Genomic DNA, 22,021 nt, shown 5'->3' on the forward strand with positions numbered 1-22,021 from the left:
CTTCTTTCTTAACCTGTCCTGTCGGCATTCTTGTCGAAAATTTTTGGGGAAAACGAATGCGTTTTGCGTCTTTCAGGTCGGCATCCTCCGTGCTCGCCACCACCGCGTTGTTGCTCATCGCCACCGCGCCCTCGCAAGCGCAAACCAGGGCCGAGACGTTGCGCTATGTCACCGGCGCATCCGTCAACACGCTCGATCCCAACATCCCGGGCTCGACGCGCGAATCCTTCGCGCTGAGCATGAGCACCTACGATCGCCTTGTCGCGTTCGGCCGCAAGCAGCTCAACGGCAAATGGGTGTTCGATCTCGACAAGATCACCGGCGAGCTCGCCGAATCCTACGACGTCAGTCCGGACGGACTGAAGCTGACGTTCAGTCTGCGCAAGGATGCCAAGTTCCAGGACGGCTCGCCCGTGACCGCCGAGGACGTCAAATGGTCGCTCGATCGCTGCGTCACCGCGCCAATCCTCGGCAAGGCACAATTGCTGACGGGATCGTTGACGTCGGCCGACCAGTTCAAGGTGATCGATCCCCTCACGATCGAAGTGACGCTGCCGAAGCCCGACAAGCTCGCGCTACCGAATCTCGCCACGGTCTACCCGCTGATCATCAACTCGAAGGTCGCCAAGGAGCACGCGACCCCGGAAGATCCCTGGGCCACGGCGTGGCTGAAGGAGCACACCGCCGGCAGCGGTGCCTATGTCATCGAGAGCTTCAAGCCCGGCGAGCAGGTGATCATCAAGCGCAACGAGGACTGGAACCGCGGCTCGCCCGACAAGCCGGCGTTCTTCAAGCGCGTGATCGTGCAGTCCGTGCCGGAGCCCGCGACCCGCGCCAATCTGGTCGAGCGCGGCGACGCCGATCTCGTCGTCGATCTCCAGGCCAGCGACGTGCAGTCGCTCGAGGCCAAGGGCAAGCTCAAGGTGGTCTCGACGCCGCAATACAATTCGATCACCTTCGTCTCGATGAACAATCAGATCCCGCCCTTCGACAACGTCAACGTGCGCCGCGCCGTCGCGTTCGCGCTGCCCTATGAGGACATGTTCAAGGCTGCCCTGTTCGGCCGCGGCGCCCCGCTGTTCGGTGCGACTTGGCCGGATGGCAAGCCGCTGAACGGCATCTATCCGTTCCAGGCGCCGGTGAAGACCGATCTCGACAAAGCGAGGGAATATTTGAAGGCCGCCGGGCTCCCGGAGGGCTTTTCGACCACCTTCAGCTTCAACGTCGGCCAGGCCTCGACCGCGGAGCCGATGGCTGCTCTCGTGAAGGAATCGCTTGCCAAGATCGGGATCAAGGTCGACATCCAGAAGCTGCCGGACGCGCAGATGTCGACGCAGATCAACGAGAAGAAGCTGCCTTTGTTCACGGAAGGCATCGTCGCCTGGCTGCCCTCGACCGATTACTTCTACCGCAACTTCTACACCGGCAATCAGCGCTGGAACTACAGCTCGATCAACAATCCGGAGCTGGCGACTATCGCGCAGGAAGCGCGCTTCGAGCCCGATAAGGCCAAGTACGAGGAAGCCGGCCGCAAGCTCAATGCGATCCATTTCAGCGAGATGCCTCAGATTCCGCTGTGGCAGCCGAACCAGGACGCTGTGATGGCCTCGTCGATCGAGGGCTACACCTACGAATTCCATCGTCAGGTCGACTATCGCGACGTCAGTCGCAAGTGATCTCGACATGCAAGGGCCCTGAAAGGTGATGACCGGTTTTGGTGCGACGGTGGTGCGGGCGGGGAGGCGGCTTCTGTCGTCGCTGCCAGCGTTGTTCGGCGTGCTGGTCTTCACCTTTCTGCTGATGCGGGTCCTCCCCGGAGATCCCGCGGTGTTCTTCGCCTCGGGGCCCAACGCCGGCAAGGAGGAGATCGAGCAGATCCGCAAGCAGATGGGGCTCGACAAGTCGGTGCCGGAGCAGCTCGTGTTCTATCTCTCCGATATCGGCCGCGGCAATCTCGGCCGCTCCATGATGACGGGGCAGCCGGTCCTGAAGGACCTTCGCGAACGGCTGCCGGCCTCGCTCGAACTGACGTTCACGGCGTTGCTGATCGCATTGATTGCGGCGGTGCCGCTCGGCGTGGTCGCAGCCTTGAAACCGGGATCGCTGGTCGATCACGGCGTGCGGCTGTTCTGCGCGCTCGGCGTCTGCGTGCCGACCTTCGTCTCGGGCCTGCTGCTGATCTATGTGTTCTACTATCTGCTCGGCCTTGCGCCTGATCCGACCGGGCGGATCGACGTCTTCACCTCGCTGCCGCCGCAGCGCACCGGGTTCCTGTCGATCGACTTCCTGCTCGCGGGAGACATCGAGGGCTGGTGGGCGACCTGCAAGCAGCTGATCCTGCCCGCGCTGAGCATGGCCCTGTTCGTCATCGCGCCGCTGGCGCGGATCACCCGTGCCTCGATGCTGGTCTCGCTCGGCAGCGATTTCGTGCGCACCGCGCGCTCGGTCGGATTGTCCTGGCAGAAGGTCGTCGTCACCTATGCGCTCCGCAATGCGATCCTGCCCGTCATCACCATTGCCGGCATCGTGTTCTCGACCATGCTTGGCGCGAATGTCCTCGTGGAGAAGGTGTTCTCCTGGCCGGGCGTTGCCTCCTACGCGCTCGATGCGCTGCTGTCGTCCGACTATGCGCCGGTGCAGGGTTTCGTGCTGCTGATGGCTGGCATCTTCGTGCTGGTCAATCTCGTCGTCGACATCTGCTACGGCATCGCCGATCCCAGGGTGTCGATCGGATGACCAGCGCAACCCTCCGCCATTCGGTCTGGATTTTGCGCGGCAATCCGCTGACCGGTGTCGCCGCGGCCGGTGTCCTGCTGTTTGTCCTGGTCGCGATCTTTGGACCGTGGCTGGTGCCCTATGATCCCATCGTCTCCAACGTCTCGGAGGCCTTGCAGCCGCCGAGCGCGGCACACCTTGCCGGCACCGACCAGCTCGGGCGCGACGTGTTCAGCCGCCTCGTCGTTGCGGCCCGCCTCGACCTTGCCATCGCAGTCTCGGCGGTCGGCATCTCCTTCGTGATCGGCGCTGTCGTCGGCTCCTTCTGCGGCTATGCCGGCGGCAGGCTCGACCGTTCGGTCGGCCGCTTCGTCGACGTTATGATGGCCTTTCCGCTGTTTGTGCTGGCGATGGCGATGGTTGCGGCTCTCGGCAACCGGATCGAGAACATCGTGATTGCAACCGCGATCATCAATCTTCCGTTCTACATCCGCTTCGCCCGTGCCGAGGTCAACGTCCGGCGCAATGTCGGCTGGGTGGAGGCGGCGCGTTCCTGCGGCGAGAGCCATTTCTCGGTGGTGCTGCGCTTCCTGTTGCCGAACATCCTGCCGGCGATGGCGGTGCAAATCTCGCTCAATCTCGGCTGGGCGATCCTGAACGCTGCCGGTCTTTCCTTCATCGGCCTTGGCGTCAAGCCGCCGACACCGGAATGGGGCATCATGGTCGCGGAGGGTGCTCGCTTTATCTCGACGGGGCGGTGGTGGCTGGTGGCCTTTCCGGGCCTCGCGTTGATGATGGCCGTGCTGTGCTTCAACCTCCTCGGTGACGGGATGCGGGACATTCTCGATCCGCGCATGCGCACATGAGCGGGGAATTGCTCAGGATCGACGATCTCCACGTCGCATTCTCGACGCGACGCGGGATGGTGGAGGCCGTGCGCGGCGTGACGCTCAAGGTTGAGGCCGGCGAGATGCTCGGCCTCGTCGGCGAAAGCGGATCGGGCAAGTCGGTCACCGGATTTGCGACGACGCGGCTGCTGGATGCGGCCGGCCGCGTCACCGCGGGCAAGATACTGTTTCGCGGCCAGGACGTGACAAAACTCAGGGGTGATGATCTCCGGCAGCTCCAGGGCGCCGCGATGTCGATGATCTTCCAGAACCCGCGGGCGGCGCTCAATCCGATCCGCGCGATCGGCCTGCAGATCGCCGACGCGATCCTCACGCACAAGCGGATATCGAAGGACGCCGCCCGCGCCGAGGCGCTGGAGCTGTTGCGCGCCGTCCAGATCCGCGACCCCGAGACGCGGATGAACGCCTATCCGCACGAACTCTCCGGCGGCATGTGCCAGCGCGTCATGATCGCGATAGCGATCTCCTGCAATCCCGCGCTCTTGATCGCCGACGAGCCGACGACCGGACTCGACGTCACCACGCAGAAGGTGGTTATGGACCTCCTGGCGGAGATTGCCGCCGCGCGCGGCATGGCGACGATCCTGATCACGCACGATCTCGGACTTGCGGCGCGATATTGCCGCCGCATTGCGGTGATGGAGCGCGGCCGCATCGTCGAAGAGGCGAGCCCCAGGACGCTGTTCGGGGCGCCGCAGCATGCCTATACCAGGCGCCTGGTGGCGGCGTCGCCAACCGCGACCTCCGGGATCGCGGACCTCGTGACGGAAGAGGAGCGGGAAGGCTATGCGGCTGTCGTCAGCAGGCCTAGGCAGGAGCCCGTTCACGGGACTCCGCCGCTGCTGGAAGTGCGCAAGCTCGCAAAACACTTCGACGAGGGCGCTGCGGCGGTGGCGGACTTCTCCATGACGATGGCCGGCGGCGAGAGCGTCGGCCTCGTCGGCGAATCCGGCTCCGGCAAGAGCACGACGTCGCGGATGATCTGCCGCCTGATCGATCCGAGCGAAGGCGAGATCGTGTTCGACGGGCAGTCGATCGGCCACGTGGCGTCGCGCGACTTTCACCGCTCGCGCTTCCGCAAAGACATCCAGATGGTGTTCCAGGACCCGAACGAGAGCCTCAACCCGCGCTTCACCGCCTTCGATTGCATCGCCCATCCCCTGATGCGGCTCGACGGCATGCGTGGGGGCGATGCGCTGCGCAAGCGGGTGGAAGACTGCGCCGTTCGTGTGGGGCTGCCGCTGGATCTGTTGCCGCGCTTTCCGCATCAGCTCTCCGGCGGCCAGAAGGCCCGCGTCGGCATCGCCCGCGCCATCGCCTGCCGGCCGCGGCTTCTGGTGCTGGACGAGCCGACCGCCGCGCTGGACGTCTCCGTGCAGGCCGTGGTGCTGCAACTGCTCGATCGTCTGCGGCGGGAGAACGACATCGCACTGCTGTTCGTCAGCCATGATCTCAACGTGGTGCGCATGCTTTGCGACCGCACCATCGTGCTGCGCAATGGCGGCATCGTGGAGCAGGGCGAGAGCCGGGCGCTGTTCGACAATCCCAAGACCGACTACACGCGCAAGCTGGTCGAGGCGATCCCGCATATCGAGACCGGGCCAGTGCTGGCGGCCGCGCTTTGAGGTCTCGACCGGTCCCAATGGTGCGGATATCCCGCTGGCGAAGGTCCGGTTAGTGGCATACCATTTGCACGCCAATGAGCTCTGGTTTCACCTGTTCTTGGCCAACGATGGCCGGCATCACGGCACTATTGGGAGGATTTCATGGATCGCAGGACCGTATTGAAGGGGCTGGCCGGCGCGGGCGGTCTGGCATTGAGCGGCCTCTCGGCCCCGGCGATCGCACAAGGCGCCTCCGCGCGCACCCTGCGCTTCGTGCCGCAGGCAAACCTTGCCAATTTCGACCCGATCTGGGGCACGCAATATGTCGTGCGCAATGCCGCCGCGCTGGTCTGGGATACGCTCTACGGCGTCGATTCCTCGCTGCAGCCGCAGCGGCAGATGGTCGAGTCCGAGGAAGTGACCGACGATGGCACCACCTGGACGTTCAAATTGCGGTCGGGGCTCAAATTCCACGACGGCGAGCCGGTGCTGAGCAAGGACGTCGTTGCGAGTCTGACGCGCTGGGCGGCACGCGACCCGATGGGGCTGATGCTCAAGGCACTGCAGCAGGAACTCACCGCTGTCGACGACCGCACCTTCAAATGGGTGCTGAAGCAGCCGTTCCCGAAGATGCTCTATGCGCTTGGCAAGAACAACTCGCCTTGCGCCTTCATCATGCCGGAGCGCATCGCGCAGACCGACCCGTTCAAGCAGATCGGCGATTATGTCGGTTCGGGGCCGATGAAGTTCGCCAAGGGCGAATGGGTCCCCGGCGCGAAAGCCGTGTTCGAAAAATTCGCCGACTATGTGCCGCGGCAGGAGAAGGCGTCGTGGCTCGCCGGCGGCAAGCAGATGCTGCTCGACCGCGTCGAATGGATCGTGATGCCCGATCCGGCGACCGCCGCGGCCGCGTTGCAGAACGGCGAGATCGACTGGTGGGAGAACCCGATCGCGGACCTCGTCCCGGTCCTGAAGAAGAACAAGAACATCAGCGTCGACATCGGCGATCCCCTCGGCAATGTCGGCTCGTTCCGCATGAACTTCCTCTATCCGCCCTTCAACGACGTGCGGGCGCGGCGCGCGGTGCTAATGGCGATGAGCCAGGAAGACTATATGCGTGCGCTCGTCGGCGACGACAATTCGCTGTGGAAGTCGTTGCCCGGCTTCTTCACACCCGACACGCCGCTCTACACCGAGGCGGGCGGCGAGGTCCTGAAGGGCAAGCGCGATCTCGACGCTGCCAAGAAGCTGCTCGCCGAGAGCGGCTACTCCGGCCAGCCGGTGACGTGCCTGGTGGCGCAGGACCAGCCGATCACCAAGGCGTTTGGTGATGTGACCGCCGATCTCTTGAAGAAGCTCGGTATGAATGTCGACTTCGTCGCGACCGATTGGGGCACGGTCGGCTCCCGCCGCGCACAGAAGACACCGCCCGGACAGGGCGGCTGGAACATGTTCCACACCTGGCACGCGGGTTCGGACTGCATCAATCCGGCGCCCTACACCGCCATCCGTGCCAATGGCGACAAGGCCTGGTTCGGCTGGCCGAACAGCCCCGGCACCGAGAAGGAGGTTACGTCCTGGTTCGAGGCCAAGAACCTCGACGAGGAGAAGGCCGCGGTCGCTCGCCTCAACAAGGTCGCGCTCGAGGACGTCGTCTACGCGCCGACTGGGTTCTTCCTCAGCTACACGGCCTGGCGCAAGAACGTCTCCGGCATCACGAAAGGGCCGCTGCCGTTCTTCTGGGGCGTGTCGAAATCCGCATGACCCTGCGCTGAAAACCAGATGCTCTCCTACATCCTCCGGCGTATCGCCTCGACCTTGCCAGTGATGGCGATCGTCGCGCTGTTCGTGTTCAGCCTGCTCTACATCGCGCCGGGTGATCCCGCCGTGGTGATCGCAGGCGATCAGGCAAGTCCGGAGGATGTGGAGCGCATCCGTCAGAGCCTCGGCCTCGATCGACCCTTCCTGATCCAGTTCGGCAGCTGGGTCTGGCGCATTCTGCACGGCGATCTCGGCACCTCGATCTTCACCAATCTGCCGGTCTCGACCATGATCGGGCAGCGTCTCGGGCCGACGCTGTCGCTGATGATGGTCACGCTCCTGCTCACGATCGTGGTCGCGGTGCCGCTCGGCGTGCTGGCAGCCTGGAAGGCGGGAAGCCTGATCGACCGGGCCATCATGGCCTTTGCCGTGTTCGGCTTCTCCCTGCCGGTCTTCGTCGTCGGCTACGTCCTCGCCTACGTTTTCGCACTGGAGCTCGAATGGCTTCCCGTGCAGGGCTATACGCCGCTCGCCCAAGGCTTCTGGCCATGGCTGCAAAACCTGATCCTGCCCGCGATCGCACTCGGCTGTGTCTACATCGCACTGATCGCGCGTATCACGCGCGCCACCATGCTCGAAGTGTTGCAGCAGGACTATATCCGCACTGCGCGCGCCAAGGGCCTCGGGCAGGGCGGCATCCTGTTCGTCCACGCGCTGAAGAACGCGGCGGTGCCGATCGTCACGGTGATCGGGATCGGCATCGCGCTCCTGATCGGTGGCGCGGTCGTCACGGAGAGCGTGTTCGCCATTCCCGGCCTCGGCCGGCTCACGATCGACGCGATCCTGCGTCGCGATTATCCCGTCATCCAGGGCATCGTGTTGCTGTTCAGCTTCGTCTACGTCCTCGTCAATCTGATGATCGACGTCATTTATACGCTCGTTGACCCGAGGATCCGCTATTGACCGACACGACCGTCAATCCGCAAGCGCTGCCGGCGGGCTTCGTCCTCGCGCCGCAACTGCCCGAGATCCTCCGGCCGGTTACGATCCGGCGCGGCTTCGTCGGGCTGCTGCGCGGCCATCCCACCGTTGCCATCGGCGGCACGTTGCTGCTGTTGCTCGTCCTGATCGCGATCTTTGCGCCTTATCTTGGAACGGTGGATCCGACCGCGCTCGCGCCCGCCAAGCGCACCCGCGCGCCGTCGGCGGCCTTCTGGTTTGGCTCCGACGTGCTCGGTCGCGACATCTATTCGCGCGTGCTGTTCGGCGCGCGGGTCTCGCTCACCGTCGGACTGTCAGTTGCGATATGCGCGTCCGCGGTCGGACTTGCCATCGGCATCGTCTCCGGCTTCATCCGCTGGGCCGACGGCATCTTGATGCGCTTCATGGACGGGTTGATGTCGATCCCGCCGATCCTGCTGGCGATCGCGCTGATGGCGCTGACGCGCGGCAGCGTCGGCAACGTCATTCTGGCGATTACCGTTGCCGAGATACCGCGGGTTTCCCGTCTTGTCCGTAGTGTCGTGCTGTCGCTGCGCGAGCAGCCCTACGTGGATGCGGCGGTCGCCTGTGGCACGCGCACACCGATGATCATCCTGCGCCACATCCTGCCCAACACGCTGGCGCCGATGCTGATCCAGGCGACCTACATTTGCGCCAGTGCGATGATCACGGAGGCGATCCTGTCCTTCATCGGCGCGGGAACGCCGCCGACCATTCCGTCCTGGGGCAACATCATGGCCGAGGGCCGGGCGCTGTGGCAGGTCAAGCCCTACATCGTGTTTTTTCCGGCGGCGTTCCTGTCCGTCACGGTGCTCGCCGTCAACCTGCTCGGCGATGGCCTTCGCGATGCGCTCGATCCGCGCATGGCCAAGAGCCTCTGATGGCGAGGGGCTGATCGCGATGGCACTGCTCGAAGTCGAGAATTTGCAAACCCACTTCCGCACGCCCAGCGGCATCAACCGCGCGGTGGAAGGCGTGTCGTTCCATGTCAACGAGGGCGAGACGCTCGCCATCGTCGGCGAGTCCGGCTGCGGCAAGTCGGTGACCTCGATGTCGCTGATGCGGCTGATCCCGGAACCGCCGGGCAGGATCGCCGGCAGCATCCGTTTCGCGGGCAAGGACCTGCTGCAAATGTCGGATCGCGAGATGCGCGCGATCCGCGGCAACGACATCTCGATGATTTTTCAGGAGCCGATGACCAGCCTCAACCCGGTCCTGACCGTCGGGCGTCAAATCCGCGAAACGCTGATGATCCACCAGGGCCTGGACAAGCAAGCCGCGGAGGCACACGCGATCGAGATGTTGATTCTGGTCGGCATTCCCGAGCCGAAGCGCCGCGTGCGCGAATATCCGCATCAGCTTTCCGGCGGCATGCGCCAGCGCGTCATGATCGCCATTGCACTCGCCTGCAATCCAAAACTTCTCATTGCCGACGAGCCGACCACCGCGCTCGACGTGACGATCCAGGCGCAGATCCTGAAGCTGATGCTGGATCTCAAGCACCGGGTTGGCGCGGCGATCATCCTGATCACCCACGATCTCGGCGTGGTCGCCGAGATCGCCGAGCGCGTCATGGTCATGTATGCCGGCCGTAAGGTCGAGGAGGCGCCGGTGGCGGACCTGTTCCGTTCGCCGCGTCATCCGTACACGCAGGGCCTGCTCGGTGCAGTGCCGCGGCTCGGCTCGTCGCTGACCGGCACCGCGAGGCGGCTGGCAGAGATCCCCGGGCAGGTGCCTGATCTGCGCAAGCCCATCGTCGGCTGCGTCTTCGCCGGACGTTGCGCGCTCGCGACCGATCTGTGCCGGCAGTACGCGCCGGGGCTCGAAGAGAAGGGGCCGCGTCACGTCGCGGCCTGCCACTATGCGGCCAAGGGAGCGGTCGCGGCATGAGTCCCCCGCTGCTCCAGGTCAACGACCTCAAGAAGCACTTCCCGGTCAAAAAGGGCCTGTTCAGCCGCAAGTCCGAATGGGTCTATGCGGTGGACGGCGTGTCGTTCGAGATCGCGCGCGGCGAGACGCTCTCGCTGGTCGGCGAGTCCGGCTGCGGCAAATCGACGGTCGGCCGTGCGATCCTGCGTCTGTTCGACATCACGGCGGGGCAGGTCATCCTCGACGGTCAGCGTATCGACGACGCCCATCCGAGCACGATGCGCCAGATGCGCCGCCGCGTGCAGGTGGTGTTCCAGGACCCGTTCTCGAGCCTCAATCCGCGCATGCGCGTGCGCGATATCCTGGCCGAGCCGATCCGCAATTTCGGCCTCGCCAAATCCGCGATCGATCTCGAGACCCGCGTGACGGCGCTGATGGACACCGTGCGCCTGCCGCGCGAGGCGCTGAACCGCAGGCCGCACGAATTCTCCGGCGGCCAGCGCCAGCGCATCGGCATCGCGCGGGCGCTCGCCGCCGAGCCCGACCTGATCGTCTGCGACGAGGCGGTCTCGGCGCTCGACGTCTCGGTCAAGGCGCAGATCGTCAATCTGCTGCAGGATCTCCAGCGCGAGTTCGGCCTGGCGCTGCTGTTCATCAGCCATGACCTCGCGATCGTCGAGCACATGACCCATCGCGTCGCGGTGATGTATCTCGGCAAGATCGTCGAGGTGGCGCCGCGCTACGAGATCTTCGCCGCGCCAAAGCATCCGTACACCAAGGCGCTGCTCTCGGCCGTGCCGCTGCCCGAGCCGGGGGCCCAGCGCAATCCGATCATCCTCAAGGGAGACGTGCCGAGCCCGATCAATCCGCCGAGCGGGTGCCGCTTCCACACCCGTTGCCCATACGTGTTCGACCGCTGCCGGAGCGAAGAGCCGACATTGCGCGCGGCTGGACCCGAGCAGTGGGTGGCCTGTCATCTCGAAGATAGTGCAGCGGTGGCGAGCGGCTAGCCGTTAGGCCGGCGGCAAACCTTTCGATCGAGGCTTGGGGGCGACAATCGGGTGAGGATGGCACTCTGCTCCTGTTTTGCCCGACGAGTCAAAGACGTTTGCGACGAAAATTCATGTGTAAAAACAACCTCATTCTACTGTGCATGGGGTTGTTTTCGCGTTTTTTTGTTTAGCCGCCTTCAACCCTGGCGGCGCAGGAAGCCCGTGATCGTGATCTTTTCCCAGATATCGGCCGCTGCAAACGGATCGGCGCGATTGAAAGCCTCGACGTCGCCACGGCCCGCTGCCTCGATCAGGAACAGGCTGCCGATCATGGTCGCGCCGTCGTCGGAGACGAGCGGCCCCGACATCACGATCTTGACGCCGAAGCGCGAGGTGTCGCTCAGGAAAGCCTTGTGGGCGTCGTAATTGGCGAGCCGGGTCGGTAGCGCGCCGGCGCGGTCGAGGGCGTGAATGGCGAACAGCATGATGGTCTCCGTTTATGTCTCGTGTTCTTGGGACGGCCGCGGCTGCGGCCGTCCGAGCTTGTCGTGAAGGTGTGCTGACTTACTTGCCGCCGAGCTTGCTGGCTTCCTCGAAAGTCGGGCAGCTGCGCTGCTCCAGCGGCACGTCGAACGGCTGGTAATTGTCCTTGGTGATGACGGTTGGCTTCAGCACGATCTCGGCGATGACAGGCTGGTTGCGCAAGGAGCGGATCGCCATCATGGTGCCGAGGCAGCCTTGAAAAAATCCGTTGTAGTCGCCGCTCGCGAGCAGCTTGCCGGACTTGATCGCGTCGATCGCTTCCTTGGTGCCGTTGATGCCGATCACCTGCGCCTTGCGGTTGGCGCCATCGAGCGCCTCGATGGCGCCAACCGCCATGGCGTCGTTTGCGGCGAGCACGCCGTCGATCTGCGCGTTCGACTGCATCAGATTCTCCATCACCTGCAGCGCCTGGAGCCGCTGGTAATTGCCGGGCTGCGAGGCCAGCAGTTTTGCACCGGCATTTTCCTTCAGCGCGTCGTTGAAGCCGCGGACGCGGTCGACATTGGTCAGCGAGCCTTTGACGCCCTCGATGATGACGATGTTGCCCTTGCCGCCCAACGTCTTGAGCAGGAATCGCGCGGTCTCGAGCCCGAGGCTGTAATCGTCGGCGCCGACGAAGGACAGGAATTTGCCGCCGGCGGAACGATCGGTGATGTTGACGACGGGGATCTTGGCTTCGTTGATCTTCTCGACACCCGGCACCATCGCCTTGTAATCGACCGGCGTGAAGACGATGGCGCTCGGCTTCTTCACCACGACGTCCTCGATCTGGCTGAGCTGCTCGGGAATGCTGTCGGGCTTGGTCGGAATGTACTGCAGCGTCTTGGCGTTTAGCGTCTTGGCCATGTTGTCGGCGCCGACCCGCACCGTCTGGAAGAACGGGTTGGTCTGGTTCTTGGTGAAGACGGCGATGGTCTCGCCGTCCGCGCGCGCTTGCGTGGTGAGCGCGGCCGCCATCAGCAGCGGCAGCGCCAAATAACCCAGTGTCTGTTTCATGTTGCCTCCATCCCTCGTTTTGCTTGTTGGTCGTTCAAGAACTCATTGCGCGCGGCGGCGGGTCTTCATGTCGAGCCAGACCGCCAGAATGACGATGATGCCGGTGACCAGCGGCTGCCAGTTGGCGCTGACCGACAAGAGGTTCATGCCGTTCAGCACCAGCGTCAGGATCAATGCGCCGATGAAAGTGCCGAACACGGTGCCGACGCCGCCGAACAGCGAGGTGCCGCCGATCAGCACGGCGGCGATCGCAGGCAGCGTCAGGCTTTCGCCGATGTCGGCCTCGGCCGAATTGAGCCGCGACAGGAAGATGATCGAGGCGAGCCCGGCCATGGTGCCCGAGACGGCGTAGACCAGCAGCAGGCGGCGCGCGACCGGAATGCCGGAGAGCCGTGCCGCGACCGGATTGGCGCCGATCGCATAGATCTCCTGGCCCCAGATCGTGCGCTGCGCAAACAGCGTTCCGATCCCCAGGAACACCAGCAGCAGGTAGACCGGGATCGGCAAGCCGAAGAGATAGCCGCTGCCGATCTGGCGAAAGCCGGCCGGGAAGCCGTGAAGGGTTTCGCCCGCCATGTACCAATAGGTGAGGCCGTTCAGCACCCAGAGCATGCCGTAGGTGGCGATGAAGGAGGGGATGCGCAGCGCGGTGACCATGACGCCGTTGAGGAGCCCAACGATGCCGCCGCAGGCAAGCCCGGTGAGGATGCCGAGCGCCGGCGAGCCGGTCTTGTGGATCACGGTCCCGGCGATGCAGGCGGACAGCGCGACATTGGCGCCGACGGAGAGATCGAGGCCCGCGGTCAGCACCACCAGGGTCAGGCCGGAGGCGATGAAGAAGGTCAGGCTCGCCTGCCTGAGCACATTGAGGATGTTGCCGAGGCTCAGGAAGGAATCGCTGAGCACGGCGAGCACCGCACAGATCAGCAGCGCCGCGAGCAGGCGATAGAATACCTGGATCGCGTCCTGTGACAGGAACGAGCGGGGCGGCGCAATGGCGTCTTTGCTGATGTCGGTCATGCGCGGCTCCGCAGGCCGTCAAGGAAGAGGGCAACGATGACGAGGACGCCGACGCTCGCGACCTGCACCGAGGAGGGCAGCGAGATCAGGTTCAGCCCGTTGCGCAGCACGCCGACCGAGAGCACGCCGAGCAGCGTGCCGAGCAGCCAGCCATTGCCGCGCTCGAACGACGTGCCGCCAACGGCGACGGCCGCGATCGCATCGAATTCGAGACCGAGGCCCGCGGTTGGATGCCCGGAATTCATGCGCGCTGTCATCAGCAGGCCGGCGATGCCGGCCATGGCGCCGCCAATTGCATAGACCGCGATCAGCAGCTTGTTCGGTGAGAGGCCGGCGTAGCGCAGCGCCTCCCGGTTGCCGCCGAGCGCAAAGATATAGGTGCCGAAGCGGGTGTGATAGAGCAGGCCGTGAAAGGCGGCATAGGTCACCAGCGCCATCACGATCGGCACGGGCACGCCGAGAAGCGTCGCCGAATAGATGTCGCGCACACTGTGGGGGATGCCGACCACGCTCTGGCCGTCGCTGACGATCAGCGACAGGCCTTGCGCCATGCCGAGCGTACCGAGCGTCGCCACGAAGGGCGGGATGCCCACGATGGCGACCAGCCAGCCATTGGCGAAGCCGAAGGCTGTGCCGACGAGGAGTCCGGCACCTAAGCCCAGCAACATCGAGTGGGTTGCGAGCGAGACGATTGCGACGCAGAGCGAGGTCAGCGTCAGCACCGCGCCCATCGACAGGTCCAGCCCCTCGGTCATGATGATCAAGGTCATCGGCAGCGCGAGCATGGTCAGGATCGTCGACTGCACCAGCACATTGGAGAGGTTGGCGACCGACAGGAAGCCGGGCGCGATCGCGCTGAACAGCGCGATCAGCAGCACCAGCACGATGGCAACGCCGGGAATCCGTTGCAGCGGATTGGGTTGAGAGACGACCGCGGCCTCACGCATGATGCATCCCCAGTCGCACGATGTTCTCCTCTGTCAGCTCATTGCGCGCGAGGTGCCCGGCGATGCGCCCCTCGCGCATCACATAGGCGCGGTCGCAGACGTGGCAGATCTCGACCTGTTCGGACGAGATCATCAGCGCCGCCGCGCCTTCCGCGACTAGGCGGTCGATCAGGGCGAAGATTTCGGCCTTGGCACCGATGTCGATGCCCCGGGTCGGCTCGTCGAAGATGAAAAGTTTCGAGCCGGCGGCGAGCCACTTGCCGATCACGACCTTCTGCTGATTGCCGCCCGAGAGCAGACCGACGATCTGGCGCGCGCTGGGCGTCGCAATACGTAGCTGACGGATCAGGCCGTCGGACGTGCTCTGTGCCCGGCGCTGATCGAACAGACCGCTAGGGAACAGTTTTCGCAGCGCCGACACCACCAGATTGTCGCTCACTGATCGCAGCAGCGCGAGGCCTTCGCTCTTGCGGCTCTCCGGGATCAGCGCAATGCCGCGGCGGGCGGCAAGATCAGGCTCGCCGGAGATAGTCTTGCCGTCGAAAACAATCTCGCCTGATGTCACGGGATCGGCACCGAAGATCGCGCGCGCGACCTCGCTGCGGCCCGAGCCGACCAGGCCACACAGGCCGACGATCTCGCCGCGGCGCACCTCGATGTTGATGTCCGAGATGCCGGTGGAGGCGCTCAGGCCCTTGACCTCGAGCAGAACGTCGCCGGGTTTGTCGGCAAAATTGCGCGGATAGGTCATATCGACGTTGCGACCGACCATCATGCGGACGAGCTGGTCCGGCGTGACGTCGGCCGGGCGAACACCATCGATGCGACGACCGTCGCGCAGCACGGTGATGCGGTCGCCGAGCGCGAATACCTCGGCCATGCGGTGCGAGATATAGACGATGGAGACGCCGTCGGCCTTCAGCCGCGCGATCAGCGCGAACAGCAGCTCGGTCTCGCGATCGGACAGCGCCGCGGTCGGCTCGTCCATCACCAAGATGCGCGCGTTCTGGCTGATCGCCTTGGCGATCTCGACCATCTGCTGCTGCGCCACCCCCAACTTGTCGACGATGGTGGAGGGATCGATCTCGAAGCCGATCGTGCCGAGCACGCGCGCGGCGTCGGCCAGAATCCTGCGCCGGTCGATGGTGCCGGGGATACGGCCCTTCGGCTCGCGGCCGAGGAAGATGTTCTGGGCGATATCGAGATGGGGGACGAGGGAGAATTCCTGGAAGATCACGGCGATGCCGAGCTTCTGCGCGTCCGCGGCCGAGTTGATCGCGACCTGCTCGCCCTTGTAGTAGAACTCGCCGGCATCGGCGCGGTAGGCCCCGCACAGCACCTTCATCAGGCTCGACTTGCCGGCGCCGTTCTCGCCCAGCAGCATGTGGACTTCGCCGGGGAAGACGACAAAGGACACGTCATCCAGCGCCTTGACGCCGGGAAACTCCTTGCTGATACCGCGCAGCTCCAGCAGCGGCGTGGGGGCGGCGGGCTCGACGGCCAATGCGGCGGTGCTCATGCGCGCGCTCCGCCTGCAAAGATCTTTCCGGGGTTCATCAGTCCATCAGGGTCGAGCGCGGTTTTGATTGACCGCATCACATCGACGGCCTCGCCGAGTTCGTCGGTGAGATAGTCGATCTTGCCGAGCCCGATGCCGTGCTCGCCGGTGCAGGTGCCGTCCATGGCAATGGCGCGGGCGACCATGCGGGCCTGGAGCGCCTTGGCGCCCTCGACTTCTTCCGGCCTTGCCGGGTCGATCAGGATCAGCATGTGGAAATTGCCGTCGCCGACATGGCCGACGATAGGCGCCGTGAAACCGTGCTCGTCCGCATCGCGCCGGGTATCCGTGAGGCATTCCGCCAATCGCGAGATCGGCACACAGACGTCGGTGATCACGGCACGCGCGCCGGGGCGCAGGCCCAGGCCGGCATAGAGCGTGTTGTCGCGGGCGTGCCAGAGCCGGCTGCGGTCTTCCTGCGCCTTGGCCCAGGCAAAGCCATGGCCGCCATGGTCGCCGGCAATGGCTTGTGCAGCTTCAGCCTGCTCGGCGACGGAAGTCTCGGAACCGTGGAATTCGAAGAACAGGGTCGGAGCTTCGCGATAGCCGAGCTTCGCATAGGCGTTGATGCCGCGCATCATGACGTCGTCGAGCAGCTCGATACGCGCCACCGGGATCGCGGACTGGATCACGGAGATCGCGGTATCGACGGCGTCGTGCAGGGTGTCGAAGCTGCAAACTGCGGCCGAGATCGCCTGCGGCACGGGATGCACCTTCAGCGTGATCTCGGTGAGGATGCCGAGCGTGCCCTCGGCGCCGACGAACATGCGGGTCAGGTCGTAACCGGCGGCGGACTTGCGCGCGCGCCTGGCGGTCCGGATCACGCGGCCGTCGGCCAGCACCACCTCCAGCGCCAAGACATTGTCCTTCATGGTGCCGTAGCGCACCGCCATGGTGCCGGAGGCACGCGTGGACGTCATGCCGCCGATCGAGGCGTCGGCGCCGGGATCGATCGGAAAGAAAAGTCCAGTGCCGCGCAGCTCCGCATTGAGCTGCTTTCGGGTGATGCCCGGCTGCACGACGACGTCCATGTCGCTGTCGTGCACCGCCAGCACCTTGTTCATGCGTGCGAAGTCGAAGCAGACGCCGCCCGCGACCGCAGCCGCATTGCCTTCGAGCGAGGTCCCAGCGCCGAAGGGCACGATGGGCATATTCGCGCCAGCGCACAGCTTGACGATCTCCGCGACCTCCTGCGTGGTTTCGGGAAAGACGACGATGTCGGGCGGCAGGTTGCGATAATGCGACTCGCTCTGCCCATGCTGATCGAGCACGCCACGCGCGACGCTCGCGCGCGGGCCGATCATGCCCATGAGGCGATCGGCCAATATGCTCGTGCTGACCCGCGGTCCCATCCTTGCTCCCTGTCTGCCTTGTTGTCGGACTCTTGTCTGGTCCGCGATGTTCAGCTTAAGCGGCTCTTGCGCTGCTAGCGACCTGCTTCAGGCCGAAATCATAGTTGAGGTGAAAATACTCGCTGTCCACCATGCGACCATCGGGCGCACGGCCGGGCGGGCACCGCACAAATTCGCGGATCAGGCTGTCCTTGACGCCGAACACCACGTCGGAGTCGAGGTACTGGTCGCCGGCGACGAACACGTGGGTCACGAGTTGCTCGAAGCCGGGCGCCGAGATCATGAAATGCACGTGTGCCGGGCGCCAGGGATGGCGGCCCTGGACCTCCAGCATGTCGCCGACGGTACCGTCATGCGGGATCGGATAGGCGGCCGGCTTGATCGACCAGAAATTGAAGCGGCCGTTGGCATCCGTGTGGAAGCGCGCCCGCATCGCGAGGTCGCCGATCTTGTCGAGCTGCTGGACGTCGTAATAGCCATCATCGTCGGAATGCCAGACATCCACGACGGCGCCGGCAAGCGGCCGTCCGTCGACGGTCGACACCGAGCCGGTGACGAGCATCGGATCGCCTTCCATCGGGCCGGAGATGTCAGCGCCGTTGTCTTTCTCGGGCGACGCCTGCACGAAGAACGGACCGAGCACCGTGGTCTCGGTCGCGCCTTCCGGCACCGGATGGTTGATGGCGTCGACCAGCATGGAGACGCCGAGCGCGTCCGACAGCAGGATGAATTCCTGGCGCTTGTCGTCGCACATGTGGCCGGTGCGGGTCAGGAAGTCGATGCCGTATTCCCATTCCTTCTGGGTCGGTCGCACCTCGCGGACGAAGGCATGGAGGTGGCGCACCAGCGCTTCGCTGACCTGCTTGATCCGCGGGTCGGTCGCGCCCGCGATCCGTTCCAGCACCGCGTCCGTGATGGTGTTCTCGTTAAAATTGCGCATGGGTGTCTCCGCGATCAGAGTTTGGGCTCGCCAAGCCCGGACAGACGTTCCAGATGCTTGACGGTCGCGATGAAGTCGGCGTCGCCGTCGCCCTGCGCGACCAGCGAGCCATAGGTCTCGCGCACTTGGGCCGCGAGCTGAAGCGGCACGCCGACGGCGTGGCCAGCGCCGAGAATCAAGTCGAGATCCTTGGCCATCTGTTTGCAGGAGAAGGTCGAGTCGAAATCGCGGTTACGCAGCGGCGCGGTCTTGTACTTCACCATCGGTGAGGCGACTGCGCTGTCGTCGAGAACTTTCAGAATGTCCTGCCAGCCGATGCCGCCCTTGCGCGCCAGCGCCAGGCTCTCCGCCATCATGGCGGCCGACACAGCGATCATCAGATTGACCGCAAGCTTGGCATATCGCGCTTCCTCGCCGGGCCCGAGATAGGTCTGGGCGCGGGTGAAGGCGGCGAGCAGCGGCTTTGCCTTTTCGTAGGCGTCCTTCGGGCCCGAGACGAAGCAGCTCAGCGCGCCGGTGTGGACGATGCTGGCATTGCCCGAGACTGGCGCACGCAGGTAGAGGACACCGCGCGCCTGGGCGGCGGCATCGACCTCTGCGGAAGCCTCGACACTCACGGTGCTGGTCTCGATCAGGACAGATCCAGCAGCCATCGCGGCGATGAGGCCGGTGGAGCCGAGCAATGCGCCGCGCAAGGCCACGTCATCGGGCAGGGACGTGACGATCGCGGCCTTGCCGTCCACGGCTTCGGCCGGCGAAGCGGCAGTCGAAATGCCTTGCGCGCGCGCCTCGTCGAGCCGTGCGGCACTAGGGTCGTACGCGGTCACGGCGTAACCAGCCTTGGCGACGAGCACCGACATCGGCAGGCCCATCTTGCCGATCCCGATGAAAGCGATGTTCTTTGGCGTATCAGTCATTGTTGTTGTCCTTGACGCCTTCAGGCGGCGTGTCCCTGTCGTTCGATGTCGTGCACCAGTCGCCGGCCGGATTGCACGAGCAGTTCCTTCTTCGCCTCCAGGCCGTCGGCCAGCAGCCGACCATTCCGCTTCTTCCACACGCCGCCGATCATCACGGCCTCGATATTCGCAAGGCTGGTCTGCATCACCACGGTGGAGACGGGATCGTGCACAGGTACGAGGTTGAGATCGCTGGCATTGATGATGACGAGGTCGGCGAGCTTGCCCGGCGTCAGCGAGCCGATCTGGCCTTCGCGACCGAGCATGCGGGCGCCTTCCGTCGTGATCCAGCGAAGCGCCTCACGGACGGGGATCGTGGTCGTCGCCGGAATGGTGCCGCTGGCCTTGCGCGACTCCGCGTTGTCCAGTGCGCGCTGCATCGAGAGCCCAACGCGCGCGGCGGAGAAGAGGTCGCCGGCCAGCACGGATTCCAGATCGATGCCGATGGTCGGCCCTACGCCGCGCTTGAGCAGCCGTCCGGTGATCGGAAAGCCGTGGCCCTGGATCATCTCGTTCTCCGGCGTCACCGAGAAGGAGACGCCGAGATCGACCATCCGATCCAGCAGTGCGTCAGGCAGGTCGTTGCCATGGACGATGTTGGTGCCGGCGCCGACGAGACCCGCCTCGATCAGCTTCTCCCAGCCACCGGGCGTCTTGGCGGGACCGCCGCCCTGATGCATGGATGCGATCAGCTTGAGCTCGCGCGCCATGCCGAAATCGTGCATGGCGACGTCCAGCGTCGAATAATGCGGGCCGAGGATCGCGAGCCCAAGCGTGACCAGGCCGTCGCGGTCGGCGAGGGGCCCCGCCAGCAGTCGCTCGACCTCACGGCGTGGATGCGGGATCTCCGAGAAATGCGGCTCGCCCGATTTGGGCTCGGGCTTTGGCGAGCCGTGGAAGAAGGCCGCGCGGATACCGCTCTCGATCAGGCCGCGCACGGCGGCATCGGTATGATCAGGCGTCGGATTGTTGTGGCACCAATCGACCAGCGTGGTGGTGCCTTGGTTGATCTGGTTCAGCGCGCCCACCAAGGTCGCGATGTAAATGTCCTCGGGCCTGAAGACCGTAGCGAGCCCGGCATGCATGCGGCGGAAATATTCCAGCAGCGTCCAGTTGGCGGCATAGCCGCGCATGCCCGTCTGCCAGGTGTGCATATGGGCGTTGATCAGGCCGGGGATGACGATGCGGTCGGTACCGTCCACGATCTCGGTCTCGGCCGCACTGCCGCCGAGGTCGATCGATGGACGCACGTCAACGATGCGGCTGCCCTCGATCAGCACGTCGCCGATGTCGAGGTCGCCGATCGTGTGATCCATGCTGATGATCGTGGCGGATTTGATCAGCGTGCGCCGCATCGCTTCAAGCCACCGCTTTGCCGGTGACAGGCGGCTCACCGGCCCAGGCGTGCGCGATCAGGTCGCGGATGGCGTCGCGTTCGAGCGGGCGCGGGTTCCAATAGGCGTTGGTGACCGCGAGATCCGCGGCCTTGTCGATGCCGCTTTCGGGCATGCCGATGTCGCGCAATGCGACCTTCGCACCCAGCCGCCTCGCGAGCTCGAAAAGTCCCTGCGATGCATCGGCGGCGCCGATGGCGCGGGAGATCCTCGCCATCGCGTCGGGCACGGCCGGCGCGTTGTAGGCCAGCGCGTGCGGCAGCACGATGGTGTGGGTCTCGGCATGCGGCAGGTCGAAGGTGCCGCCGAGCGTGTGGCAGAGCTTGTGATGCAGCGCCATGCCGACGGTGCCGAGGCAGACGCCGCACAGCCAGGCGCCATAGAGCGCTTCGGTGCGAGCCTCGCGATCATCGCTTTTCGCGGCGATGGCGGGCAGCGCACGTGCCAACGCGCGAATGCCTTCTTCCGCCATCAGCGACGTGACGGGATTGGTGTCGCGCGCGTAGAGCGCTTCGACCGCATGCGCGATCGCATTGATGCCTGATGTCGCGGCCAGGCTCGCCGGCAGCGTCAAAGTGAGGTCGACGTCGTAGATCACGGTCTCGGGCAGGATGGCGGCGTCGCGTACCGTGGTCTTCAGCCCGTTCTCGGTCTGGCCGACGATCGGCGTCATCTCCGAGCCGGCATAGGTGGTGGGAATGCAGAGTTGGTTGATCCCGGTGCGTAAGGCCAGCGCCTTGCCGAGCCCGGTCGTGGATCCGCCACCGAGGGAAATGACGCAGTCGGCCTCGCACGCCTTCATCGCCGCGAGCGCCCGCTCCGTGACCTCGACCGGCGTGTGCATGGTCGCGCCCGGAAAGATGCCGGCGTAGAGCGGACCGAGCGCCGCGCCCAAGCTCTTGCCTTGCGCCTCCTGTTGCGGCGTTGTCAGCACCAGCGCGCGCTTGCCGCCGAGCCGCTCGACCTCGGTCTTGGCCGAAGCCAGCGTTCCGCTGCCGAACACGACGCGGCAGGGCAGGTTTTCAAAGGTGAACGTACCGATCATGTGCCGGTCTCTTTGATGGGATAATCGACCTGGAAGCGTCCGATCCGCAAGTCGCCCAGCGCCTCGCGCACCCGCAAATGTTCCGGGTGGGTGGCATAGGCCGCGAGCGCAGCGTGATCGGTGAATTCGGAGAACAGAACGACGTCGCAGGCGTAGTCGACATCGCTGACGTCGAGGCCGACTTCGATATGGGTGAGGCCGTCGATCCGGCCGCGCAAGCCCTCGAACAGGGTCTTGACCTTGACCCGGGCGGCGGCCCGCTCCGCGGGCGTCTCCCCGCGCAGCCGCCACATCACGATGTGCCTGATCCGGCCCGACATTTCCCTGTTTCCTCGCCTGCTATCCTGCTTGTGTTTGGTCCATTTTGACTTGCGGGATGTGGAAATAAAGCTCAATAATCGTAAGTCTCTTTTCCTGTT

The 22,021-nt window shown here is 64.9% G+C and carries 20 protein-coding genes; 9 read left to right on the top strand and 11 right to left on the bottom strand.

Going from position 1 to position 22,021, the window contains the following annotated elements:
• The first annotated feature begins 56 nt into the window (after window positions 1-56).
• From N551_RS0125185 to N551_RS0125225, 9 genes are all read left to right on the top strand, one after another.
• Window positions 57-1,676, top strand: a complete 1,620-nt coding sequence (locus tag N551_RS0125185; protein ID WP_027569263.1) for an ABC transporter substrate-binding protein — start codon at window positions 57-59, stop codon at window positions 1,674-1,676.
• Between the two features lie 25 nt (window positions 1,677-1,701).
• Window positions 1,702-2,736 carry an ABC transporter permease gene (locus tag N551_RS0125190; RefSeq protein WP_027569264.1) on the top strand — a complete coding sequence of 345 codons (1,035 nt, stop codon included), beginning with the start codon at window positions 1,702-1,704 and terminating at the stop codon, window positions 2,734-2,736.
• Window positions 2,733-3,581, top strand: coding sequence for an ABC transporter permease (locus N551_RS0125195; RefSeq protein WP_027569265.1), 849 nt, complete (start codon window positions 2,733-2,735; stop codon window positions 3,579-3,581). Before N551_RS0125190 ends, N551_RS0125195 begins: the two co-directional genes overlap by 4 nt.
• Entirely contained in the window at window positions 3,578-5,248 is a 1,671-nt protein-coding gene (nikE, locus tag N551_RS0125200) for an ABC transporter ATP-binding protein (protein WP_027569266.1), read from the top strand. The genes N551_RS0125195 and nikE overlap by 4 nt, the downstream gene beginning before the upstream one ends.
• A 141-nt stretch (window positions 5,249-5,389) precedes the next feature.
• A complete protein-coding gene (locus N551_RS0125205; protein ID WP_027569267.1) occupies window positions 5,390-6,991 on the top strand; it encodes an ABC transporter substrate-binding protein in 1,602 nt (533 codons plus the stop codon).
• Between the two features lie 18 nt (window positions 6,992-7,009).
• Window positions 7,010-7,951 (top strand): ABC transporter permease, encoded by a 942-nt coding sequence (locus N551_RS0125210; protein WP_027569268.1) that lies wholly within the window; start codon window positions 7,010-7,012, stop codon window positions 7,949-7,951.
• Window positions 7,948-8,871: an ABC transporter permease gene (locus N551_RS0125215; RefSeq protein WP_027569269.1), complete on the top strand. Its 924-nt coding sequence runs from the start codon at window positions 7,948-7,950 to the stop codon at window positions 8,869-8,871. The genes N551_RS0125210 and N551_RS0125215 overlap by 4 nt, the downstream gene beginning before the upstream one ends.
• Window positions 8,872-8,890: 19 nt before the next feature.
• Complete coding sequence (locus tag N551_RS0125220) at window positions 8,891-9,880, top strand: ABC transporter ATP-binding protein (protein WP_027517118.1); 990 nt, start codon at window positions 8,891-8,893, stop codon at window positions 9,878-9,880.
• On the top strand, window positions 9,877-10,869 hold the full coding sequence (locus tag N551_RS0125225; RefSeq protein WP_027569270.1) for an ABC transporter ATP-binding protein: 993 nt from the start codon (window positions 9,877-9,879) through the stop codon (window positions 10,867-10,869). The genes N551_RS0125220 and N551_RS0125225 overlap by 4 nt, the downstream gene beginning before the upstream one ends.
• A 179-nt stretch (window positions 10,870-11,048) precedes the next feature.
• Here the strand turns inward: N551_RS0125225 and N551_RS0125230 are convergent, their stop codons facing one another.
• The 11 genes from N551_RS0125230 to N551_RS0125280 all read right to left on the bottom strand — a co-directional run bounded on the left by N551_RS0125230 (window position 11,049) and on the right by N551_RS0125280 (window position 21,922).
• The gene (locus tag N551_RS0125230; RefSeq protein WP_027569271.1) at window positions 11,049-11,336 is read right to left on the bottom strand and encodes a YciI family protein; all 288 of its coding nucleotides are present in this window, start codon (window positions 11,334-11,336) and stop codon (window positions 11,049-11,051) included.
• Window positions 11,337-11,415: 79 nt separating this feature from the next.
• Window positions 11,416-12,390, bottom strand: coding sequence for a sugar ABC transporter substrate-binding protein (locus N551_RS0125235; RefSeq protein ID WP_027517121.1), 975 nt, complete (start codon window positions 12,388-12,390; stop codon window positions 11,416-11,418).
• A gap of 42 nt (window positions 12,391-12,432) precedes the next feature.
• Window positions 12,433-13,410 (bottom strand): ABC transporter permease, encoded by a 978-nt coding sequence (locus N551_RS0125240; protein ID WP_027569272.1) that lies wholly within the window; start codon window positions 13,408-13,410, stop codon window positions 12,433-12,435.
• Window positions 13,407-14,357: an ABC transporter permease gene (locus N551_RS0125245; protein ID WP_027569273.1), complete on the bottom strand. Its 951-nt coding sequence runs from the start codon at window positions 14,355-14,357 to the stop codon at window positions 13,407-13,409. The genes N551_RS0125240 and N551_RS0125245 overlap by 4 nt, the downstream gene beginning before the upstream one ends.
• Window positions 14,350-15,876: a sugar ABC transporter ATP-binding protein gene (locus tag N551_RS0125250; protein WP_027569274.1), complete on the bottom strand. Its 1,527-nt coding sequence runs from the start codon at window positions 15,874-15,876 to the stop codon at window positions 14,350-14,352. Before N551_RS0125250 ends, N551_RS0125245 begins: the two co-directional genes overlap by 8 nt.
• A complete protein-coding gene (locus tag N551_RS0125255; protein ID WP_027569275.1) occupies window positions 15,873-17,267 on the bottom strand; it encodes an FAD-linked oxidase C-terminal domain-containing protein in 1,395 nt (464 codons plus the stop codon). Before N551_RS0125255 ends, N551_RS0125250 begins: the two co-directional genes overlap by 4 nt.
• 55 nt (window positions 17,268-17,322) lie before the next feature.
• Window positions 17,323-18,207 carry an intradiol ring-cleavage dioxygenase gene (locus N551_RS0125260; protein ID WP_027569276.1) on the bottom strand — a complete coding sequence of 295 codons (885 nt, stop codon included), beginning with the start codon at window positions 18,205-18,207 and terminating at the stop codon, window positions 17,323-17,325.
• A gap of 14 nt (window positions 18,208-18,221) precedes the next feature.
• Complete coding sequence (locus tag N551_RS0125265; RefSeq protein ID WP_027569277.1) at window positions 18,222-19,124, bottom strand: NAD(P)-dependent oxidoreductase; 903 nt, start codon at window positions 19,122-19,124, stop codon at window positions 18,222-18,224.
• A gap of 20 nt (window positions 19,125-19,144) precedes the next feature.
• A complete protein-coding gene (locus N551_RS0125270) occupies window positions 19,145-20,518 on the bottom strand; it encodes an amidohydrolase family protein (protein WP_027569278.1) in 1,374 nt (457 codons plus the stop codon).
• A 4-nt stretch (window positions 20,519-20,522) separates the two neighbouring features.
• Window positions 20,523-21,602, bottom strand: coding sequence for a maleylacetate reductase (locus tag N551_RS0125275; protein WP_027569279.1), 1,080 nt, complete (start codon window positions 21,600-21,602; stop codon window positions 20,523-20,525).
• A complete protein-coding gene (locus tag N551_RS0125280; protein ID WP_027569280.1) occupies window positions 21,599-21,922 on the bottom strand; it encodes a Dabb family protein in 324 nt (107 codons plus the stop codon). The genes N551_RS0125275 and N551_RS0125280 overlap by 4 nt, the downstream gene beginning before the upstream one ends.
• Window positions 21,923-22,021: the final 99 nt, after the last annotated feature.

It is taken from the genome of Bradyrhizobium sp. URHA0013 (genome assembly GCF_000518345.1).
Classification (GTDB): Bacteria; Pseudomonadota; Alphaproteobacteria; order Rhizobiales; family Xanthobacteraceae; genus Bradyrhizobium.

Coding starts and splice junctions, on each gene's coding strand:
- N551_RS0125210 (WP_027569268.1), top strand. CDS start 7,010: ATGCTCTCCTACATCCTCCGGCGTATCGCCTCGACCTTGCCAGTGATG.
- nikE (WP_027569266.1), top strand. CDS start 3,578: ATGAGCGGGGAATTGCTCAGGATCGACGATCTCCACGTCGCATTCTCG.
- N551_RS0125265 (WP_027569277.1), bottom strand. CDS start 19,124: ATGACTGATACGCCAAAGAACATCGCTTTCATCGGGATCGGCAAGATG.
- N551_RS0125205 (WP_027569267.1), top strand. CDS start 5,390: ATGGATCGCAGGACCGTATTGAAGGGGCTGGCCGGCGCGGGCGGTCTG.
- N551_RS0125270 (WP_027569278.1), bottom strand. CDS start 20,518: ATGCGGCGCACGCTGATCAAATCCGCCACGATCATCAGCATGGATCAC.
- N551_RS0125245 (WP_027569273.1), bottom strand. CDS start 14,357: ATGCGTGAGGCCGCGGTCGTCTCTCAACCCAATCCGCTGCAACGGATT.
- N551_RS0125220 (WP_027517118.1), top strand. CDS start 8,891: ATGGCACTGCTCGAAGTCGAGAATTTGCAAACCCACTTCCGCACGCCC.
- N551_RS0125280 (WP_027569280.1), bottom strand. CDS start 21,922: ATGTCGGGCCGGATCAGGCACATCGTGATGTGGCGGCTGCGCGGGGAG.
- N551_RS0125240 (WP_027569272.1), bottom strand. CDS start 13,410: ATGACCGACATCAGCAAAGACGCCATTGCGCCGCCCCGCTCGTTCCTG.
- N551_RS0125260 (WP_027569276.1), bottom strand. CDS start 18,207: ATGCGCAATTTTAACGAGAACACCATCACGGACGCGGTGCTGGAACGG.
- N551_RS0125250 (WP_027569274.1), bottom strand. CDS start 15,876: ATGAGCACCGCCGCATTGGCCGTCGAGCCCGCCGCCCCCACGCCGCTG.
- N551_RS0125230 (WP_027569271.1), bottom strand. CDS start 11,336: ATGCTGTTCGCCATTCACGCCCTCGACCGCGCCGGCGCGCTACCGACC.
- N551_RS0125235 (WP_027517121.1), bottom strand. CDS start 12,390: ATGAAACAGACACTGGGTTATTTGGCGCTGCCGCTGCTGATGGCGGCC.
- N551_RS0125185 (WP_027569263.1), top strand. CDS start 57: ATGCGTTTTGCGTCTTTCAGGTCGGCATCCTCCGTGCTCGCCACCACC.
- N551_RS0125225 (WP_027569270.1), top strand. CDS start 9,877: ATGAGTCCCCCGCTGCTCCAGGTCAACGACCTCAAGAAGCACTTCCCG.
- N551_RS0125275 (WP_027569279.1), bottom strand. CDS start 21,602: ATGATCGGTACGTTCACCTTTGAAAACCTGCCCTGCCGCGTCGTGTTC.
- N551_RS0125195 (WP_027569265.1), top strand. CDS start 2,733: ATGACCAGCGCAACCCTCCGCCATTCGGTCTGGATTTTGCGCGGCAAT.
- N551_RS0125255 (WP_027569275.1), bottom strand. CDS start 17,267: ATGGGACCGCGGGTCAGCACGAGCATATTGGCCGATCGCCTCATGGGC.